The organism is Roseisalinus antarcticus, from assembly GCF_900172355.1.
In the GTDB taxonomy this organism is placed as follows: Bacteria; Pseudomonadota; Alphaproteobacteria; order Rhodobacterales; family Rhodobacteraceae; genus Oceanicola; species Oceanicola antarcticus_A.
On the sequence record NZ_FWFZ01000010.1, the window covers coordinates 141,744 to 160,186 of the forward strand.

Below are 18,443 nucleotides of genomic sequence, written 5' to 3' on the forward strand. Positions count from 1 at the left end.
CTCAGGCCTCGTTCAGGTTGTATTTCATGATCCGCCCGTGCCGCCCGTCGCGGTCGCGCTCGAGATCGAAGACATCCCCCTCGACCGTCGGCATCTGTGCGATCATGGCGTCGATGCGGGCCAGGTCGCCCGCGTCCAGGACGATGTCGAACAGCCGCGCGTGCTTGTCCAGGTGGCCGCCGTGGCGCACCCCGACGATGATCGCGGCGACGGCCGGGTCCTGCAGCATCGCCTTCATCGCGATCGAGGCGATGTCGGCGTCGTGCTTGTCGGCCAGCTCCCGCAAGAGGGACAGCAGCGCCTGGAATGCGTCCCACCCGCCGGCGTCCTCGATGATCAGGCGATATTTCGTCAAAGAGCGGTTTTCGAGCGTGTCGCCCGGCATCGGCTGCCCCAGCCACTTGTCCGACAAGAACCCGCCCGCGACAGTGCCGTAGCACAGCAGCTTGATATCGTGCTCGGCGCAAAAGCCGATCATCTCGCGCTGCGGGCGCCGGTCCAGAAGGGAATATTGCAGCTGCGTCGAGGCCGGGCGATAGCCGCTGTCGACCAGCTCCCGCATGCAGCGGGTGTTGAAGTTGGTGGTGGCGAGCCGGTCGATCTTGCCCTCGCGCTGGAAATCGGCGAGCCATCCGGCGACCTCGACCTGGCGCGGGACGGCAAGGTCCCACCAGTGGAACTGCACCAGGTCGAGCCGGTCCGTCCCGAGGCGGCGCAGGGACCGGTCGATCGTCGCCTGGACCTGCGTTTTGGTGATCGTGCGAAGCTTGTCGAGGTCCGGCACGCATTTGGTATGCACCTTGAGCATCGCCAGCCTGTCGTCGCGCCCCCGCGCCTTGCAGTCGCGCCGGTAGGCGCCGATCAGATCCTCGACGCCGGTATAGATGTCGGCGCAGTCGAAGGTGGTGATGCCCGCGCGGACGTAATCGTCCATCTCGCGGACGGCGCGGTCGGGGTCGACGGGGCCGTGTCCGCCCGACAGGTGCCAGCCACCCTTGATGATCCGGCTGATGTCGAACCCCGGGGCCAGTTCGGTGCGGTCTACCTGGGACATGATCACTCCTGCGGTTTGGTCGGCAGCGGCACGGCGGTGGTGGCTGCATGGCTGAACCTGCGTTTGCCGATGCGGGTGATGCGCAGGCGCGAGGGGCAGTTGGGATCGGGACAGGCGACCTCGGCGTCGGTGCTCATCCAGTCGTTGGCGTCGGTCACCCGCTGCTTGGCCGGCAGCAGGGGCAGCACCGCCGACAGGGAATAGATCGAGAACCCCTGCCCCGGCGGCAGCTTCAGCACCTCGCCGTGCAGCTCGAACCAATCGCCCTCGTTGCCGCAGTAGATCTGACCGGGACCGCTGCGCACAAGTTCGACCCTCAGGTCGTAGAGTTCGAAGTCGTCATCGCTCATCGGGCTGTCTCCTGTTGCCGGGGCCTGCGCAGCCCGTCCTGTTCGTCCCGCAGGATCGCGGCCGCATCGCGCGTGGCCGGGTCCCCGTAGCCCGCGCCGCCCGCCGTCTCGACCCGCACCCGGTCGCCGGGCTGGACCGGGGCCCGCCAGGTGCCGGCCCGCCGCTCCCGGTCGGTGCCGGGGAAGTAGGTGAAGCACGTGGGCTCCGGCTCCTGCCCGCCGGCGATGGCCCAGGGTCGGGTGCGCGTCTTCTTGGCGATGGTCAGGAACTCGCCCGGCGCGGTGAAGCTCAGCTCACGCAGCACGCCGGGGCCGCCGCGATGGCGGCCGTCGCCGAAGGAGTCCGGCCGCAGCTCGAACCGGTCGACCCGCATCGCCGTCCGAGTCTCCAGCACCTCGATCGGCGTGTTGCGGACGATCGACTGGGACAAGTGACTGCCCGCCAGCCGCCCGTCGTGCCGCGCCGTCGCTCCCCAGCCGACGCTTTCGTTGTTCGACAGGGCATAGCCTGCGCCCGTCTCGGGATGGGTGCCGATCATCATGAAGCCCGGCACATCGCCGCCCGACGAGGCCTGGACCTTCTCGGGCATGCCCTTGGCCAGGGCGGCAAAGATCAGCTCCAGCGCGACGATCCCGGTCCATTGGGTGAAGGTCGGCGCGGGATAGACCGCGTGAAACAGCGTGCCGGGCTCGGCCTTGACCGACAGGGCGCGCATGTGGCCCGCGTTGCTCGGCTCGCCCGGCGAGGTCAATGCCTTGAACGCAACCTTGGCCGTGGCCAGCGTCGAGCCGAACGGCAAGTTCACCGGCCCGCGGGTCGCAGGCGCGGAGCCCTCGAAATCGACGGTCAGACGTCCGCTCTCGTGGGTCACCGTGACCTTCATCGGGACCGGCGTGTCGTCTATGCCGTCACCGTCCAGCCAATCCTCGGCGGACCATGCCCCCTCGGGCAGGTCGGCCAGGGCACGGGCCGCCATCGCCTCGCCATAGGCGATGAGCGCGGCGATCCCGCGGTCCAGCGTGTCCGCGCCGTGGCGGGCGATCAGCGCCTCCATGCGCCGCAGCCCGGTCTGCAGGGCGGCAAGCTGGGCGTGGATGTCCCCCGTCAGGGGCACCGGCATGCGCGAGTTGAAGCGGATCAGCGCCAGCAGCTCCTCGTCGAGGACGCCGCCCTTCACCAGCTTCAGCCCCGGCAGCACCAACCCTTCCTGGTGCATGTCGGTCGAATCCAGCACATAGCCCGGATCCTTGGCGCCCAGGTCGATCCAGTGCGCCCGGACGCAGAGCCATGCGAAGGGCCGGGGCCGGCCCGGCGCGAAAACCGGCGCGATCAGGCAGGCGTCGGAGACATGCGCCGCGGTCCAGTAGGGGTAATTCGCCACGATCACGTCGCCGGGCCCGACGTTGGCGGCGCCGACATGGCCCATCACCGTGGGCACGGCGAAATCGTTGGCCCCCAGAAAGCGCGTCAGCCCCGGCGCCTCGGCGATCAGGTCGAACCGCGCATCATAGACCGAGATGCCGAAATCGAGCACCTCGTAGATCACCGGGCTGAACGCGGTCCGGATCAGGGTGGTGCGCATCTCCTCGGCGACCTGGGCCAGGGACGCCCGCAGGATCTCGACCAGCCCGCCGTCGATCGCGCCAGGGTCACTCATGCCCATAGTCCCGCCTTGCCCCCTGCGGCGTGACGTAGCCCTCGGCGAGGTCCGCCTCGATGGCAGAGCGCGGACGCTCGGACGCCGGCCCGTAGCCGCCGCCGCCCGCGCTCATCACCCGCACACGGTCGCCGGCCTTCACCGGGACACGCTGGGTGGAGACCGCGCGCTCCTGCGCGGTGCCGGGAAAGAGGACGATCCGGTTGGGCAGGCTGTCGGCCCCGCCGGCAAGGCCCCATGGGGCGCTCTTGGTCTTCTTGATGACAGTCAGAAACTCGCCGTCGGTGAGAAAGCGGATATCGCGCGTGAGGCCCAGCCCGCCGCGAAATCGGCCGGGGCCGCCGGAATCGGGCGTGACCTCGACCCGCTCCATCAACATGGTCGTCCTGGTCTCCATGATCTCGGTCGAGGTGGAGCGCACGATGCTCTCGGACAGGTGGATCAGCGCGTTCGATCCGTCGTGGCCGGGCGCCCCGCCCCAGCCCACCGGGTCGTTGTTGGAAATCGCGAACATCTCTCCGGTATCGGGGTGGACCCCCAGCATCATGAAGCCCGGCACGTCCCCGCCCGAGGAGGCCGCGAGCCTGTCGGGCATCGCCTGCGCCAGCGCCTTCAGGACCAGTTCCACCGCGACGATGCCGGTCCAGAGCGTGAAGGTCGGCGCGGGGTATACGGCGTGGAACAACGTGCCCGGCTCCGCCTTGATCGAGAGCGCCCGCATCTGGCCGGCGTTGGAGGGCTCCTCCGGGGTGGTCAGCGACTTGAACAGCACCTTGCACATCGCAAGCGTCGCGCCGAACGGCATGTTGACCGGGCCCTTGGTGGCCGGGGCGGAGCCGTCGAAATCCACCTCGAAGACCTCGTCGGTGATGGTGACCCGGACCTGCATGTGCACCGGGTCGGTGCCGATGCCGTCGTCGTCGAGGATGTCGCTCGCGGTCCAGCTGCCCTTCGGCAGATCGGCCAGCGCGGCGCGGGTGGCCGCCTCGCCATGGGCGTGCATCCCCGCGACGGCCGCTTCGAAGTCGTCGCGGCCGAACTTGGCGAGGATCTCGTGCATCCGCCGCTCGCCGGTGCGCAGGGCCGCGACCTGCGCGTGCAGATCGCCGATCACCAGGTCGGGCATGCGCGAGTTGAAGCGGATGATGTCGATGATCTCGGGGTTGGCCTTGCCGCGCCGGTAGATCTTGGTGGCGGGGAACACCAGCCCCTCCTGATGCATGTCGGTGGAATCCAGCACATAACCCGGGTCCTTCGCGCCAAGGTCCATCCAGTGCGCCCGCACGACCAGCACCGAGACCAGATCGCCACGCTCGGGATCGAACACCGGGGCCAGCAGCGTCGCGTCCGACACATGCGCCCCGTTCCAGTAGGGATAGTTCGAGATGACGATGTCGCCAGGCTCCAGGTTTTCGGTGCCGAGGTAGCCGAGGACCTGCCGGACGGAATAGTCATTGGCCCCCAGAAAGAACGTCAGGCCGGGCGCTTCGCCGATCAGGTCGAGGCGCGCGTCGTAGATCGAGATGCCGAAATCGAGCACCTCGTAGATCACCGGGTTGAAGGCCGTGCGCACCAACGTCGCGCGCATCTCGTTGGCCGCCGCGGCGACATAGCTCTGGACGATCGCGGTGAAGGCGCCGTCGGCCTTTGGCGTGGTCGCTGTCATGCCCCTGCCCCCCGGTTGGCGATGATGAGGTGCCCGTAGGCGTTGACCGAGACGCTCTGGTCCGAATGCACCACCGTGACCGAGGTGCCTTCGTCGATCAGCGCGGGGCCGGCAAGCCCGCTGAACCGCTCCAGCGCGTCGCGGTCGTAGACGGCGAAGGAGGTCATGCTGCGGGTCGCGAAATCGAAGGCGCTGCGATGGGCCACGGGCGCGGGCGGCGGTGGCGGGTCCGCAGGCCGCTCCGCCTTCACCAGCGTCGGGCGCCGGGTCCGGCCGATGCCGCGGACGCGGGTCGTCAGGATCTGCACCGGCGCCTCCATGCTGTGACCGTAAAGCCCCTCGTGCGCCTCGGCGAAGCGCCGCACCAGGTCGGCGGCATCGAGGGTGGCGCCGACGGTGAGGGTCAACGCATGTTCTTGGCCCATGTAGCGCAGCTCCAGCTGACGCTCCATCATCGCATCGCCCGATTTCACGCCCTGGGCCAACAGGGACTGCATCGCCTCTTCTTCCAGCTTGCCGAACCTGGCGTCGAGCGCAGCGGCCGGCTCGCTGCCAAGGACCGTCAGGTCGGTCTGCGCGAAATCGTCGACGATATCCGCGCCCAGCATCCCCCAGGCGGAAAAGCCAGACGGCAGCTGCGGCACGATGGTGTCCTTCAGCCCCATTTCGCGTGCTGCCAGCGGCCCGATCAGCGGGCCCGCGCCGCCGAAGGCGAGCAGGCTGAAATCGCTGGGGTCGCGCCCGCGCTCGACGGTCAGCTGGCGCACCGCGCCCACGTTCTTGGCGAGGCTGACGTCGAAGATCCGCGCCGCCGCCTGCACCGGGTCAAGCCCGAGGGGGGCGGCGATCTGATCGGCGATGCCCTGAAAGGCGCCGTCGGCATCCAGCGGCATCCGCCCGCTCAGAAAGCTCTCCGGGTCCATGTAGCCCAGCACCACGGCGGCATCTGTCACCGTGGGCTCGGTCCCGCCGCGGCCGTAGCAGATCGGCCCCGGCTCCGCCGAGGCGGAGCGCGGCCCGACCTTGAGCAGCCCCAGGTTCATCGACGCGATGGAGCCGCCGCCGGAGCCGATGGTGCGGATGTCGTAGGACGGGATCAGCAGCGGCAGCTCCTCCAGCGAGGCCTCGTGGGCGATCTTGGGCTGCGTCCGCTCGATCAGGCAGACGTCGAGCGAGGTGCCGCCGATGTCGAATGTCACAAGGTCAGGCTGCTCCAGCACCTCGGCGATCAGCGCCCCGCCCACGAGCCCGCCCGCGGGGCCCGAGAGCACGGTCTGGGTGGGCGACGACTTGGCCGCCTCCGCCGACATCGCCCCGCCGCCCGAGCGCATGATCGCGAAGCGCCCCGCAAAGGCCCGATCCTCGAGTGCGCGGCGCAATTCGTCGATATAGCGTTCGAAGATCGGGCGGACATAGGCATCCAGCACCGTGGTGGACGTGCGTTCGTATTCGCGATGCTCGCGGGTGATGTCCGACGAGATCGAGACCTTCATGGCGGGATACATCTCGCGGATGATTTCGGCGGTGCGCCGCTCGTGCGCGGGGTTTCGGAACGAAAAGAGATAGGTCACAGCGATCGCCTCGATCCCCATGTCCTCGACCAGTGCCCTTGCCGCGGCGCGGACGGCGTCCTCGTCCAGCGGCGTGATCTCGCGGCCCTTGTAGTCGAACCGGCCGGGGACGCCGAAGATGTGCCGGCGCCGGACGATGGGGTCGGGGCGCTGATACTGGAAGTCGTACATATGCGCGTCCGGCACGTTGCCCCGCCCGATCAGGAAGATGTCGCGAAAGCCATGGTTGGTCAGGATCGCGGTCAGGGCGCCGCGACGCTCGAGCACGGCATTGAGGCCCAGCGTGGTGCCATGGATGAACAGCGACACGTCCTCCAGGCTGTCGCGCAGCCGGCCGACGGCGTCGATCACACCCTCGGCCGGGGCGCCCGGGGTGGTCGGCGCCTTCTCGAAGCGGAACGCGCCGGTGGCCATGTCCAGTTCCACGGCGTCCACGAAGGTGCCTCCGATGTCGACGGCGATGCGGTAGTCGGCGGTCATGTCACGGTCCTATGTTGCGTCGGTGTAGAGCCGCGGCGCGGCATCGAGCAGCGCGCGGGTCTTGGGCGAGGCGGGGTTGGTGAAGACGTGCTCGGTCGGGCCTTCCTCGACGATGCGGCCGGCGTCGATGACGACGACCCTGTCGCAAAGGGCCCGCACCGTGGCAAGGTCATGGCTGACGATCAGGTAGGCCCGGTCGCGCCGCTCGGTCAGGCGGCGGATCAGGTCGAGCAGCTGTGCCTGAACGGTGACGTCGAGCGCCGACGCCGGCTCGTCCAGCACGACGAGTTCCGGCGCGATCGACAGGGCACGGGCGATGCCGACCCGCTGCGCCTGCCCGCCCGACAGCTCGTGCGGCCGGCGCGTGCGGAACGTCGGGTCGAGCCCGACCTCGACCAGCACCCGGTCGATGGCGGCAGAGCGCCGGGCCGCGTCGCGTTCGACAAGGCGCAGCGGGTCCGAGACGATGTCCTCCACGCTCATGCGCGGGTTGAGCGCGTCGAACGGGTCCTGGAACACCATCTGCATGTAGCGGCGCAGGCCGCGCCGCGCGGAAAAGCGCATGGACGACATCGTCTTGCCGCGGAACCGGATCTCTCCCCGGCTGGGGGCCAGCAGGCCCATGATGGCGCGCGACAGGGTGGACTTGCCCGAGCCGCTTTCGCCCACGACCGCGATGGTATCGCCCATCCGGATATCGAGGCTGACACCAGTGAGCGCCGGGGCGGGCCTGCGGCCGAAGCGGGCCGGATAGGTAACGTCGATGTCGCGGATCGCCATGACCACGCTGCGGCCGTCCTCGCGAGGCTGCGCCCGGCGGCGGGTGGTGACGTCGGGCACGGCCTCGATCAGGCGGCGGGTGTAGCGATGCCGCGGCGCGGTGACGATGCGGCGGGTCGACCCTTCCTCGACGATCAGCCCCTTCTCCATCACCACCAGACGGTCGGACACTTTCGACAGGGCGGCGATATCGTGCGAGATGATCATGACCCCCCGGGCACCGTCGCGGGCCTGCCTCGCGATCAGGGTCAGGATCTCTCCGGTCAGGGTGACGTCGAGCCCTGTGGTGGGCTCGTCGGCCACCAGAAGGCGCGGGTTGCAGGCCAGCGACAGCGCGATCATCACCCGCTGCGCCATGCCGCCGGAAAGCTGGTGCGGGAACTGCCCCATCATTGTTTCGGGCGACCGCAGACCCACGGCGGCCAGGGCGGTCACGGCCCGCGCCCGCAGGTCGCCGCCGGGGGCATGCTCCCTCAACCGGTCGATCAGCTGGTCGCCGATCTTGCGGACCGGGTTGAGCGCCGAGCGCGGGTTCTGAAAGCACAAGCCCACGGACCGGCCCCGAAAGCGGCGCAGCGCCTCACCGCGGAGCGTCATCACGTCCGTGCCGGCGAGGGTGACCTGGCCCTGCGCCTCGGCCTGCGCGGGCAACAGGTGGGTCAGGGTCCGGGCGATCATCGACTTGCCGCCGCCGCTTTCCCCGACGATGCCCAGCACCTCGCCCGGCGCCACCGAAAGCGACACGCCCCGCAGCGCCTCGATGACGCCCGTGGCGGTGGGAATGGCGACCCTGAGGTCGCGGATCTCGAGCAGCGGGGCCGTCATCGCTGGGCCTGCCTTTGTTGCAGGCCCTCGCCGATCAGGTTGAACCCGAGCACCGTCAGAAACAGCGCGAGCCCCGGGAACGTCGCCGTCCACCAGCGCCCGCCGACCACGTCCGCCGCCCCGGCGGAGATCATCGCGCCCCATTCGGCCTCGGGCACCGGGATGCCCAGGCCGACGAACGACAGGCCCGCCAGCGTCAGGATCGCCCAGCCGCAATTGAGCGGCGCGATCACGAGGATCGGCGTCAGCGCGTTGGGCAGAAGGTGCCGCAGCATCAGCGAGCTGTGTGAATTTCCGGCGCATTCGGCGGCCTCGATGAAGGTCCGGTGGCGCAGGGCGACGACCTCGGCCCGGATCAACCGGGCATAGGGTGGCGCGTTGATCAGCCCGATGGTGAGGATGAGGTTGGGCAGGCTCGTCCCCAGGATGGCGGCGATGGCGAGCGCCAGGATGAACACCGGGAAGGCCTGCAGGATATCGAGAACGCGCATGCCGATATCGTCGACCCAGCCCCCGGCATAGCCCAGCGGCAACCCGACCGCGGTGCCGAGGACGACCGCCAGCGCGACCGAGGCCAGCGCGATGCCGATGTCGATCCGCGCCGCATAGAGCACGCGGGCAAAGACATCCATGCCGTTGCCGTCGGTGCCGAACCAGTGCTGGGCGTTGGGCCCCTCGAGGAAGAAGAACGGGTCGATCTGGGTCGGCTCCCACGGGGTCAGCCAGGGCGCGGCGATGCCGGCGGCCAGCACCGCAAGGACGATGGCGGCGCCGATCGCCGTGATCGGCTCGAGCCGCGACCGGCGCTGCGCGGGACGGTTGGGGGCGGCTGCGGGCACGGCCTAGATCCTCACGCGCGGGTCGAGCATCGCCTGCACGATGTCGGCCACCAGGAAGACGAGGACATAGGCCGTCGCGGTAACCAGCACGAAGGACTGGATCACCGGGTAGTCGCGCACCTGCATGCCGCGCAGGGCCCATTGTCCAAGCCCCTGCCAGGAGAACACGAACTCGATCAGGACGCTGCCGCCGATCAGGTTGCCGAAGACCAGCGCCGCCAGCGCCGGCAGGCGGGTCAGCGTCTGGCGCATCAGGTAACGGTTCACCAGCCTGCCCTCGGGCAGGCCGTGGGCGGCGGCACAGCGGTAATTGTCGCTCTGCATGACTTCGATGGCCGAGGCGCGGACCGACCGGATCAGCGGCGCCGAGGTCGCGACGGCGAGCGTCACCACCGGCAGGGCCAGATGCGCCAGAGCGTTCAGGAACGAGTCCCACCGGCCGGCAAGCAGGGTGTCCACGGTGATCAGCCCCGTGACCGTCGGCACGGCGAGCGCCGAGTCGATCCGGCCCGACGGCGCCGGCGCGATCCCCAGGCCCTGGTAGAACAGCAGGATCAGCATGATCCCGAGCCAGAACTCGGGCAGCGAATTGCCGATGATCGCGCCGATCCGGGTCACCATGTCGCCCAGCCGGTTAAGCCTGCGGGCGGCATGGACCCCCAGCGCGACCGAGGCCGCGACCGCCAGCAGCATCGCCAGCGTCACAAGCTCCAACGTCACCGGCAGGCGCTGCGCGAGATCCATCGCCACCGGCCGGTTGGTCGCGATCGAGGTGCCGAAATCCCCCTGCAGCACCCCGCCGAGGTAGCGCAGATACTGCACCGGCACAGGCTGATCGAGCCCGAGCCGTTCGCGTGCCGCCGCGATGTCCGCCTCGGTCGCCGTCTCGGGCACGATCAGCAGGACCGGATCGCCCGGAATGAGGCGGATCAGGAAAAAGCTCGCGATGCTGACCCCGATGAGAACCGGGATCAGCAGGGCCAGCCGTTTCGCGATGAAGGCGGCGATGCGCACGGGGCGGCGTCAGGCCGTCAGGTAGCGCAGGCGGAACAACCCGTCGACCGGCTGGACCCAGCCCCCGACCCGATCGCTGATCGGCAGCACAAAGTTCGGCTGTGCGAGGCAGAGCCAGGGCACGTCCTCGGCCAGCTGTTCCTGCGCTTCGGTGATCAGCGCCATGCGGGTATCGGTGTCGAGCTCTCCCTGCAGCGAGGCCAGGATGCCGTTCACCACGTCCGAGCTGTAATTGGCGTAGTTGAGGAACCCGCCCTCGGTCAGCGCGACGGCCAGCAGGTATTCGACATCGTTGACCCACATCTGCCCGGCCGCGACCTGCAACGGCACCGTGCGGTCGCGCCGGCGCTGCTGCAGCGTTGCCGGGTCGACGGTCTCGATCTCGAGGGTCACGCCGATCGCCGCGAAAGAGGCCTGAAGCAGCACCGCGATCCGCTCTGCGTCCACGTCGCCCGAGGTGATGACGATGGAGGTCTCGAACCCGTCGGGATAGCCCGCCTCGGCCAGCGCCGCCGTGGCCGCCTCGACGTCGTAGGCGAACGGATAGCCGATCTCGCTGTGGCCGGGCATGTCGATCGGCACCGGGCTCTTGAGAGGCCGCGCGTCCCCGTTGTAGACGCTGCGGATGAGCGCCTCGTAGGGGACGGCCATGGCCAGCGCCTTGCGCACACCGGCATTGTCGAACGGGGCCATGGCCATGTTCATCGGGACGAAGACGAACTCGTTGTTGGGCGAGGACAGCAGGGTCAGCCCCTCGACCCCAGCCATGTCCTGGGCATCGCGGCGCGCGAGGCCGAGCGCGATGTCCACATCGCCGTTCTGAAGCAGCAGGCGCCGGTTCGCCGGGGCCGGCACGACCTGCAGGCTTATGGTCTGCACCGCCGGCGGCTCGCCCGGGAAATTCGGGTTGGCCGTCAGCACGATCTCTTCGCCGGGACGGTATTCCGAGACGTTGTAGGCGCCGCCGTCCTGAGGCGTCTGGTTGACATAGGCCTGGGCCCATGGGTCGTCCTCGGTCGCGTTTTCCTGCAACAGCTCGCTGTCGTAGACGTAAAGCGAGATGATCTGGATCTGAGAGGTCAGCGCCGAGGGCGTCGATTGGGTGAATTCGACGGTGTAGTCGTCGATCACCTTGACCTGGTCGGCCTCGGTCAGCCCGATGATCCGGTAGATCCCCGCGACATTCGCCTGCGCGGCGAAGGCACGGTCCTTCGACCATTTGACGTCATGGGCCGTCAGCTCGTTGCCCGAGGGAAACAGGATCCCCTGGCGCAGGCGCAGGGTCCAGACGGTGCCGTCCTCGTTCGAGGTCCAGCTTTCAGCGTAAAGCGGCACGACGGTCTCGGTGTCGCCGACCCGGCCGCCGTCGACCTCGCGGACGCCGTAGTCGATCATGAACGGATAGACGTTCTTCATCACCGACAGCGCGACCGTGTCGAAGGCGACGTAATCGTGGTCCCAGCCGCTGAGGTCCGAAGGCACGGCGATGCGCAGGCTCGTGCCCTCCTGGGCCATGGCGCCCGGCCCGAGCGGCAGCGCGAGGGCGAGGCCGAAGCCGCCGCCGATCTGGAGCATCTGGCGCCGGGTCGGGCCCGAGGCGGTCTGGACGTCTGTCTTTTTCATTTCACGATCCCCTGTTGATTTGGCTGAGTGCCGGGTCCTGTCCGACCCGTCGGTTTGGATTGCGCGCACGCGGCGCGGTGACGGCCTCGTCCGAGAGTAAGAGCGTCATGGCCCGCGAGATATCGGCGATGATGGCCCGCTCGGCCGCATCCTCGTCCCGGGTGCGCAGGGCCTCGACCACCTGCCGATGATAGGTGTCGCCGGTCCCCATGCTGGCGCCGGCCATCGCGGTCACGCGCGAGAGATAGGGGCCGAATTGCAGCCAGAGGCTCTCGATCAGCGGCAACAGCACCTCGGATTGCGAGGCCTTGTAGATTGCGAAATGGAAATCGACGTTCTTGCCAAGGTCGGGCCGGCCCGTGGTCTCGCTGGATTCCAGGATTGCCTCGATCCGGGCCAGCTGATGCGGTTGCCAGCGCCGGGCCGCCAGCCGGGCGGCGGTCCCTTCGAGGTTCTCTCGGATGGTCTTGAGGTCGTGCAGCCGGGCGCTGTCGAGCTGCGGCACCGCGACAGAGCGGTTGCCGTTGGCCACGACGAGCGCCCGCTCGGCCAGCAACTGGCGCAGGGCGTCGCGCACCGGCATCGGGCTGACGCCGAGCTGCTCGGCCAGCCTGCGATGGGTGAGGATCTCGCCCGGGGCCCGCTCCCCCCGCATCAATTGCAGACGCAACTCTCGCGCGATACGCAGGTTGGCCGGTTCAGGCCCGGCCGGGCGACGGTCGTCGCTCATGTCGCGGCCTCCGTGTCGTCGAGGCCGAGGACCGTGCGGGTCAGGGCACTGTCGGGGTCGGCCAGGCCCTCGATCACGTCGAAATGGTGCTTGCCAGGCTCGGGCGTCCAGGCGGCCTTCCACTTGTAGGCCAGGCGCCGGGCCTGCCACAGGAACGCAGGGCTCTCGCTTGCGCCGACCCAGACATGGACGTCCACGCCCGGTTGCGGCGCGGCAAGGGCCGGGCTTTCCTCCCGGGCTTCCTGCGCATCGAGGCGCAGCTTGTCGTTCAACGTGGTGAACACCAGCGGACGGAGATCGCCCAGCGGAGAGATCGGCACGACGCGTCTGAGCCGCCCGGCAAAGGCCGGCGGCGGCGACAGGGTCAGCATCCGGGCCGCCAGGTGCCCGCCCGCAGAATGCCCGGCCAGGATTACAGGCCCGTCGATGTCCTGCGTGATGGCGTCTATCGCGGCGCGGATATCGGCGGTGATGTCGCGCATGCGCACGTCCGGCGCCAGCCTGTGGCATGGCATGGCCACCGCCCAGCCATGGCGGATCGCCCCGGCGGCAAGATGCGACCAGCTGCGCGGATCATAGGACATCCAGTAGCCGCCATGGATGAAGACGAGCAGGCCCTTCGGCTCTCCGGCCGGCCGGAAGATATCGGTCCATTGTCGAGGATCGGGGCCGTAGGGCAGGCCCAAGTACGCCGCCGCTGCTTGGCCGTCGCGGAACGCCTCGGCCCGCGCGGCCCAACGCGGCGGATAGGCCTCGGCGTCGGGGATCGCGTCCGGATCGAGGTATTCGAGGTTCAGCTCCTCCGGATCCAGAAACGCGGTCATCGCAGGGACCCCGCGACCGCGGCAATGGCCTCCAGCGTGGCCCACCCGAAGGCGGCGCAGCGTGCGGGCGACCAGCCCATCTCCGGATCCGGTTGCCGGTGCGTGTCCTTGAACGGCATCTCGAGAAGCACCGAGAGGCAGTCGAATTCCTCGGCCACCCAGTTCCAGGCCATGCGCAGATCGGCCGTGGCGGGTGCGCCGCCGGGATAGGGATCCGCCAGCCGGTAGGCCGGGCAGGCCCGCTCCATCGCCCGGGCATAGGTCTCGAAGAGGCCGGACAGCCGCGCGGTGCGCGACGGGATCTCCAGCGGGCCACCCAGGAAGACATAGGGCAGTTCCTCGTCGCCATGGGCATCGAGGCAGAAATCCACGCCCTCGGCCCGCATCCGGTCGCGGATCAGCACCACTTCGGGTGCCCGCTCGGGATCCGGGTCGGCCCAGGCCCGGTTGAGGTTCATGCCACGCGCGTTGGTCCGGGTATGCCCGCGACGGCAGCCGTCGGGGTTGACCGTCGGAATGACGAACAGGTCACAGGTCTCGGCAAGGTGGCGGCCCAACGCGTCCGCAGGGTCGAGCAACCGCCCGAGCAATCCCTCGATGAAGTAGCCCGCCATCGTCTCGGACGGGTGCTGGCGGCCCATCAGCCAGACCTTGGGCTTGCCGCGTTCGGGAGTGCCAATCCGCAACAGCTCCAGGTCGTGGCCGTCCGGCGTCTGGCCGAGCACCTCCAGCCGCGCCCGCGGATTCGCCAGCGCCCGGCCAAGCATCGCCGTGTGACGCGCCATCGGGAACGGCGGGTAATAGGCGAACCAGAGCGTGTCCGCGCCCGGCGGCACGGGAATGGTCAGCGTCCCGTCCTCGTAGAGGGCATCGCAGCGCACCCAGTCCTGGCCGTCGCGGGACCGGAAAGGGCGATACCCCGTCCAGCAATCGGGCACCTGCTCGCGCCCCTCCAGCCGGGATACCCGGCCTGAGTTCTCAACGACGATCCGGGCCGTCCGCCCGGCGATCCCGCTGACCCTGAAGAAGAACCATTGCACGTCGCCGGAGATCGGATCGGCGGCAAGTGAGACCCTTATGTCCCCGCCGTCACCGACGCCGGCCACCTCGATCGCCCCCGCCTCGAAGCCGGTCGTCACATGGATCGGACCAAGTCGCTCAGCTTCGTGCACCAACGCATCCCCGGAAAACTGCGATCTCATTTCTAGAAGCGAGATTTCAGTTTGACAAGTGGGCCGGAGGGGGCCGTCCTGCTCGGCAGTCGTGCATTGGCCACCATGAATATGCCGGGACACGGGCCCCAGCCCGCGAGGTGCGCGACGGGCGCCGGGTTCCGCACCTGAGGCGGGCCGCATCAAAGCGGGCGGGTCACCCGCTCGATGTCCAGCCAGATCGGTCGATGGTCCGAGGCGACACGCGCCAGCGCCCCCGCCGCGACCCCCGCCCCGATCAGTCGCAGCCCTGACCCCAGCGCCGCCCGGTCCAGCGACCCGATCGGCCGCAGGGACGGATAGGTGCGCCCGGGCGTGACCAGGTGGAAGTCCGCACAGAGCGGCCCCAGACCTTTGCGCATGGACCATTCGTTGAAGTCGCCGGCGATCACGGTGCCGGGCCCATCGTCACGCAGGGCATGATCCCCCAGCGCCCGCGCCTGGCGCCGCCGCCAGCTGCGCAGCAGGCCCAGATGCGCCCCGATCACCGTGATCCCGGCGGGGTCGTCGCCGTCACCCGGCGGCAGGACCCGCACCAGGACCGCGCCCCGCGGCTCCAGCCCGGGCAGGGGCAGTCGCGCCGTCCGCTGCACGCGCAGCCCCTTGCGCACAAGGACCGCGTTGCCGTGCCAGCCGAGGCTCCCGTCGGCTTCGGCCACGTCCGCCGGCACCAGGTCCGTCTGCTGCTCGATCAGAAACCGGGGCAGAGCCGTCGGCCGCACCCCGAGCCGCTTGTCGGCCTCCTGGATCACGACGACGTCGGCGTCGAGTTCCGAGATTGCGGCCAGGACCCGCGCCGGATCGCGGCGCAAATCCTGCCCGACGGCCTTTTGAATGTTGTAGCTGGCCAGCCTCAGTCGCATGTCTCGATTTCGCTCACGGGTTGTTCGGGTTTCGGGGATGGGACTGCCGCGCGCCCTGCCCCGTTTCGTCAGGCGCGGAGCAGGCCATCCGTGAAGGCTCCGGTCTGATGCAAGACGCCCCCGCAGTGGCCACGATTTGGCGCAGAATGTCATCGGCCCGCCGGCCAGGCAACCTGTGCACGGGGCGGCCGGGCGGCGGCGAACGAGGCGGGCCGGGGCCTGCGTCCGGGAATTCTCGGGCAAAGGCTGGAGTCTCGACCGCACGCCCGTATGATCCGTCCCGAGCAAATTCACTGCGCGAGGACAGATCTTCATGGGTATCGGCTTTGTCGCCCTGTTCGTCGCACTGCTGCAACTCGCGGCATTTTATTGTGCCTGGTGCGCCGTCACGTCCGCCCGGACGCCGCAGGGCGCGGTGGGCTGGGTCGTGTTCCTGCTGACCGCACCGTATATCGGCGTGATAAGCTATCTCTTTCTCGGCCATCACCGGTATCGCGGCTACATGGTCTCGCGCCGGTCGAGCGCCGGCGTGATCGAGAGCGTGCGGCACTATGCAACTGCCCATGCGCCCCTGGTGCGGCCGCGCGTCGATCCCACCCCGTTCGAACGGATCGCCGAGATGCCGGCCGTGCGGGGCAATGCGCTGACCCCGCTGATCGACGGCAAGGCGACCTTCGACGCGATCTTCGCCGCCGTGGACGCGGCCCAGAGCTATGTCCTGGTGCAGTTCTTCATCGTCCATGACGACGATATCGGCCGCGCCTTCCGCGACCGCCTGATCGCCGCCGCCGGACGGGGCGTATCGGTGCGGTTCATGGACGATGCCATCGGAAGCAAGGCGCTGCCGCCCAGCTTCGTGAACAAGATGCGGCGCGCGGGCATCAAGGTGGCCGATCCCTTCGGTGCAAGACGGCGGCCGCGGGCCCGGTTCCAGATAAACTTTCGCAACCACCGCAAGACCGTCGTGGTCGACGGCACCGTGGGTTTTGTCGGCGGGCTGAACGTCGGTGACGAATACATGGGGCGCGACCCAACCTTCGGGCATTGGCGCGATACGCACCTGGAGATCCATGGCCCCATCGTCTCGCAGCTGCAACTGGTCTATGTCGAGGATTGGCACTGGTCCGAGGACGAGCTGATCCATGAGGACCTCACCTGGAACGTGCCCGAGGCCGAGGCCGACACGACCGCGCTTCTGGTGCCGACCGGCCCCGCCGACCGAATGGAGACCGGTGCGCTGTTCTTTTTCGCGGCGATCTCGGCGGCGCGAGAGCGGATCTGGATCGCCTCGCCCTATTGCGTGCCCGATACCGACGTGCTGACCGCGTTGAAACACGCGGCCCTCGCCGGGCGCGACGTGCGTGTGCTGGTGCCAGACATGATCGACCACCATATCCCGTGGCTCGCTGCCTTCGCCTATTTCGACGAGCTGCGCGACGCCGGGGTGCAGATCTGGCGCTACCGGCGCGGCTTCATGCACCAGAAGGTGGTGCTGATCGACGACGACCTTGCCGCGATCGGGACGTCAAACCTGGACAACCGGTCGTTCCGGCTGAACTTCGAGGCCATGGTCGTCGGCTTCGACGAAACCTTCGCGGCCCGCGTGGCAGAGTTCCTGGAGGAGGATTTCGGCAACGCGACCCTGTCCGACAGCCCCCTCTCCGCCCAAGGCGTACGCATCCGCTACGGCGCCCCCATCGCCCGCCTCTTCGCGCCGCTGCTGTAGGCCCGGACCAGCGGTCGTACCGTTCCGCGCAGGCTCCACGGCAACACCGCGACTTTACGCCCAGACCGTCGGAGGCCACGCCAAGCCGATCAGAGCCCTCGCCCGGCATTCTTGCACAACTCTCGCGTGACGCGTGACTTCTCCTCCCCCACTGACGTCATCCCGCGCGGACGATCTCGGCGGTGCCGAGGACGTTGAAGCGGTTCATGAGTGCTATGTGGATGTGGATCTCGGCGGTCTGTCAGTCCGGGGTGAGCCATTTCGCGCCATTGGTCCGAGCGACAATGGCGAACGCCATGAAACGGTCCCCGAAGGATTTCAGGCAGCGCATCCTCGCCTCGATCCAGCTTCGGGCGTGGGAACCGGTCCAGCGTTTCCGGAACGCCCGTCCGTACTATCGGGTGGCGCACAGGTTCTCGTTGCGGACCTCTGCGGCTGGACAGTCTTCCTTCCACGCACGCCCGTTGTTTTGGATCGGGATGATCGGGGTGGCTTGCCGGTCGGTGATGGCCCTGTGACGTTGGCGCGTGTGGTAGGAGCCGTCCATCGCCCGGCAGGCGCTTGCGGAGCAATCTGCCGAGAAGGGCGGTGACCTTTCCGATCTGCGCGTCTTGCGGAATCTGGCCGAGCAGGACCGACAGCGCGGGACTGTCGCCGTCGCAGCTGGGGGTGACCTCCACGGCGCTGATGTCGGCCGTGACCGGGTGCCATGGCCAGATGTACCCTGCGCCATTGGCGCCGCCCCTGTGGCCCGTGCTTGCGGGTCGGCCACCCGCCATCGCCCAGGAACTTGATCCCGGGCATTGGACAGGTAAAATTGTATGGTCGCATCGGAAAACACTGGGGGCGTCCCGGTCGACCGACATGCGGCGCACGCCAGGTGGTGTCATTGTCGACCCGGATCCGCGGCGATGCGTTGTAGCTGGACCAGTTCGTCCTGCGATAGCGGGCGGGAGGCGGCTTGCTCATCCCGTCCGTGGCACTGCGTGGATTCGCAAAGTGGATCCTCACATGGCAGAGGTCTGCAACAACGCCGCGCGAGTGCTGTCATCGTAATGGAAGCTGAAGAATACCTTGCGCGGCATCGTGGGCCCCAAAGTGAGGTCCCTTCTCGATCTGTGTGGGTTGGCGGGCCGAGTGCGGCCTGACGCGACCCGACATGTTGTGCCCCCGGTAGGCGCGTTCGGCGCGTAGACCTCAACGATCGAAGCGGCGGACGCGCCGGGCCA

General features: G+C 68.8%; 14 protein-coding genes and 1 pseudogene. 1 reads left to right on the plus strand and 14 read right to left on the minus strand.

The features are described 5' to 3' along the window. Position 1: 1 nt before the first annotated feature. The 13 genes from ROA7023_RS11665 to ROA7023_RS11720 all read right to left on the minus strand — a co-directional run bounded on the left by ROA7023_RS11665 (position 2) and on the right by ROA7023_RS11720 (position 15,488). The gene (locus tag ROA7023_RS11665) at positions 2-1,054 is read right to left on the minus strand and encodes an aldo/keto reductase (RefSeq protein WP_085879214.1); all 1,053 of its coding nucleotides are present in this window, start codon (positions 1,052-1,054) and stop codon (positions 2-4) included. Positions 1,055-1,056: 2 nt separating this feature from the next. Continuing rightward, complete coding sequence (locus ROA7023_RS11670) at positions 1,057-1,404, minus strand: TIGR04076 family protein (RefSeq protein WP_085879215.1); 348 nt, start codon at positions 1,402-1,404, stop codon at positions 1,057-1,059. Then, positions 1,401-3,062 (minus strand): hydantoinase B/oxoprolinase family protein, encoded by a 1,662-nt coding sequence (locus ROA7023_RS11675; RefSeq protein WP_234992169.1) that lies wholly within the window; start codon positions 3,060-3,062, stop codon positions 1,401-1,403. Before ROA7023_RS11675 ends, ROA7023_RS11670 begins: the two co-directional genes overlap by 4 nt. Next, a complete protein-coding gene (locus tag ROA7023_RS11680; protein ID WP_085879217.1) occupies positions 3,055-4,728 on the minus strand; it encodes a hydantoinase B/oxoprolinase family protein in 1,674 nt (557 codons plus the stop codon). Before ROA7023_RS11680 ends, ROA7023_RS11675 begins: the two co-directional genes overlap by 8 nt. Continuing rightward, positions 4,725-6,779, minus strand: coding sequence for a hydantoinase/oxoprolinase family protein (locus ROA7023_RS11685; RefSeq protein WP_085879218.1), 2,055 nt, complete (start codon positions 6,777-6,779; stop codon positions 4,725-4,727). Before ROA7023_RS11685 ends, ROA7023_RS11680 begins: the two co-directional genes overlap by 4 nt. Before the next feature lie 9 nt (positions 6,780-6,788). After that, entirely contained in the window at positions 6,789-8,384 is a 1,596-nt protein-coding gene (locus ROA7023_RS11690; protein ID WP_085879219.1) for a dipeptide ABC transporter ATP-binding protein, read from the minus strand. Next, entirely contained in the window at positions 8,381-9,223 is an 843-nt protein-coding gene (locus tag ROA7023_RS23805) for an ABC transporter permease (protein WP_143535534.1), read from the minus strand. Before ROA7023_RS23805 ends, ROA7023_RS11690 begins: the two co-directional genes overlap by 4 nt. A gap of 3 nt (positions 9,224-9,226) precedes the next feature. After that, complete coding sequence (locus ROA7023_RS23810; RefSeq protein ID WP_143535535.1) at positions 9,227-10,237, minus strand: ABC transporter permease; 1,011 nt, start codon at positions 10,235-10,237, stop codon at positions 9,227-9,229. 9 nt (positions 10,238-10,246) lie between these two features. Further along, positions 10,247-11,860 (minus strand): ABC transporter substrate-binding protein, encoded by a 1,614-nt coding sequence (locus ROA7023_RS11700; RefSeq protein ID WP_085879220.1) that lies wholly within the window; start codon positions 11,858-11,860, stop codon positions 10,247-10,249. A gap of 1 nt (position 11,861) precedes the next feature. Further along, positions 11,862-12,590, minus strand: a complete 729-nt coding sequence (locus tag ROA7023_RS11705) for a GntR family transcriptional regulator (RefSeq protein ID WP_085879221.1) — start codon at positions 12,588-12,590, stop codon at positions 11,862-11,864. Then, on the minus strand, positions 12,587-13,414 hold the full coding sequence (locus tag ROA7023_RS11710) for a hormone-sensitive lipase (RefSeq protein ID WP_085879222.1): 828 nt from the start codon (positions 13,412-13,414) through the stop codon (positions 12,587-12,589). Before ROA7023_RS11710 ends, ROA7023_RS11705 begins: the two co-directional genes overlap by 4 nt. Then, the gene (locus ROA7023_RS11715; protein ID WP_159458492.1) at positions 13,411-14,586 is read right to left on the minus strand and encodes a M14 family metallopeptidase; all 1,176 of its coding nucleotides are present in this window, start codon (positions 14,584-14,586) and stop codon (positions 13,411-13,413) included. The genes ROA7023_RS11710 and ROA7023_RS11715 overlap by 4 nt, the downstream gene beginning before the upstream one ends. Positions 14,587-14,768: 182 nt before the next feature. Continuing rightward, positions 14,769-15,488, minus strand: a complete 720-nt coding sequence (locus tag ROA7023_RS11720; protein WP_085879224.1) for an endonuclease/exonuclease/phosphatase family protein — start codon at positions 15,486-15,488, stop codon at positions 14,769-14,771. 313 nt (positions 15,489-15,801) lie between these two features. On the opposite strand from ROA7023_RS11720, the gene cls reads away from it, so the two are divergent. Further along, complete coding sequence (gene cls, locus ROA7023_RS11725) at positions 15,802-17,214, plus strand: cardiolipin synthase (protein ID WP_085879225.1); 1,413 nt, start codon at positions 15,802-15,804, stop codon at positions 17,212-17,214. 157 nt (positions 17,215-17,371) lie between these two features. On the opposite strand, the pseudogene ROA7023_RS11730 reads toward cls, so the two are convergent. Next, positions 17,372-18,183: pseudogene (locus tag ROA7023_RS11730) on the minus strand (transposase). Between the last annotated feature and the right edge of the window lie 260 nt (positions 18,184-18,443).

Excerpts from the sequence above, each read along its gene's own strand:
- ROA7023_RS11665 (WP_085879214.1), bottom strand. The coding sequence starts at position 1,054 with ATGTCCCAGGTAGACCGCACCGAACTGGCCCCGGGGTTCGACATCAGC.
- ROA7023_RS11670 (WP_085879215.1), bottom strand. The coding sequence starts at position 1,404 with ATGAGCGATGACGACTTCGAACTCTACGACCTGAGGGTCGAACTTGTG.
- ROA7023_RS11675 (WP_234992169.1), bottom strand. The coding sequence starts at position 3,062 with ATGAGTGACCCTGGCGCGATCGACGGCGGGCTGGTCGAGATCCTGCGG.
- ROA7023_RS11680 (WP_085879217.1), bottom strand. The coding sequence starts at position 4,728 with ATGACAGCGACCACGCCAAAGGCCGACGGCGCCTTCACCGCGATCGTC.
- ROA7023_RS11685 (WP_085879218.1), bottom strand. The coding sequence starts at position 6,779 with ATGACCGCCGACTACCGCATCGCCGTCGACATCGGAGGCACCTTCGTG.
- ROA7023_RS11690 (WP_085879219.1), bottom strand. The coding sequence starts at position 8,384 with ATGACGGCCCCGCTGCTCGAGATCCGCGACCTCAGGGTCGCCATTCCC.
- ROA7023_RS11700 (WP_085879220.1), bottom strand. The coding sequence starts at position 11,860 with ATGAAAAAGACAGACGTCCAGACCGCCTCGGGCCCGACCCGGCGCCAG.
- ROA7023_RS11705 (WP_085879221.1), bottom strand. The coding sequence starts at position 12,590 with ATGAGCGACGACCGTCGCCCGGCCGGGCCTGAACCGGCCAACCTGCGT.
- ROA7023_RS11710 (WP_085879222.1), bottom strand. The coding sequence starts at position 13,414 with ATGACCGCGTTTCTGGATCCGGAGGAGCTGAACCTCGAATACCTCGAT.
- ROA7023_RS11720 (WP_085879224.1), bottom strand. The coding sequence starts at position 15,488 with ATGCGACTGAGGCTGGCCAGCTACAACATTCAAAAGGCCGTCGGGCAG.
- cls (WP_085879225.1), top strand. The coding sequence starts at position 15,802 with ATGGGTATCGGCTTTGTCGCCCTGTTCGTCGCACTGCTGCAACTCGCG.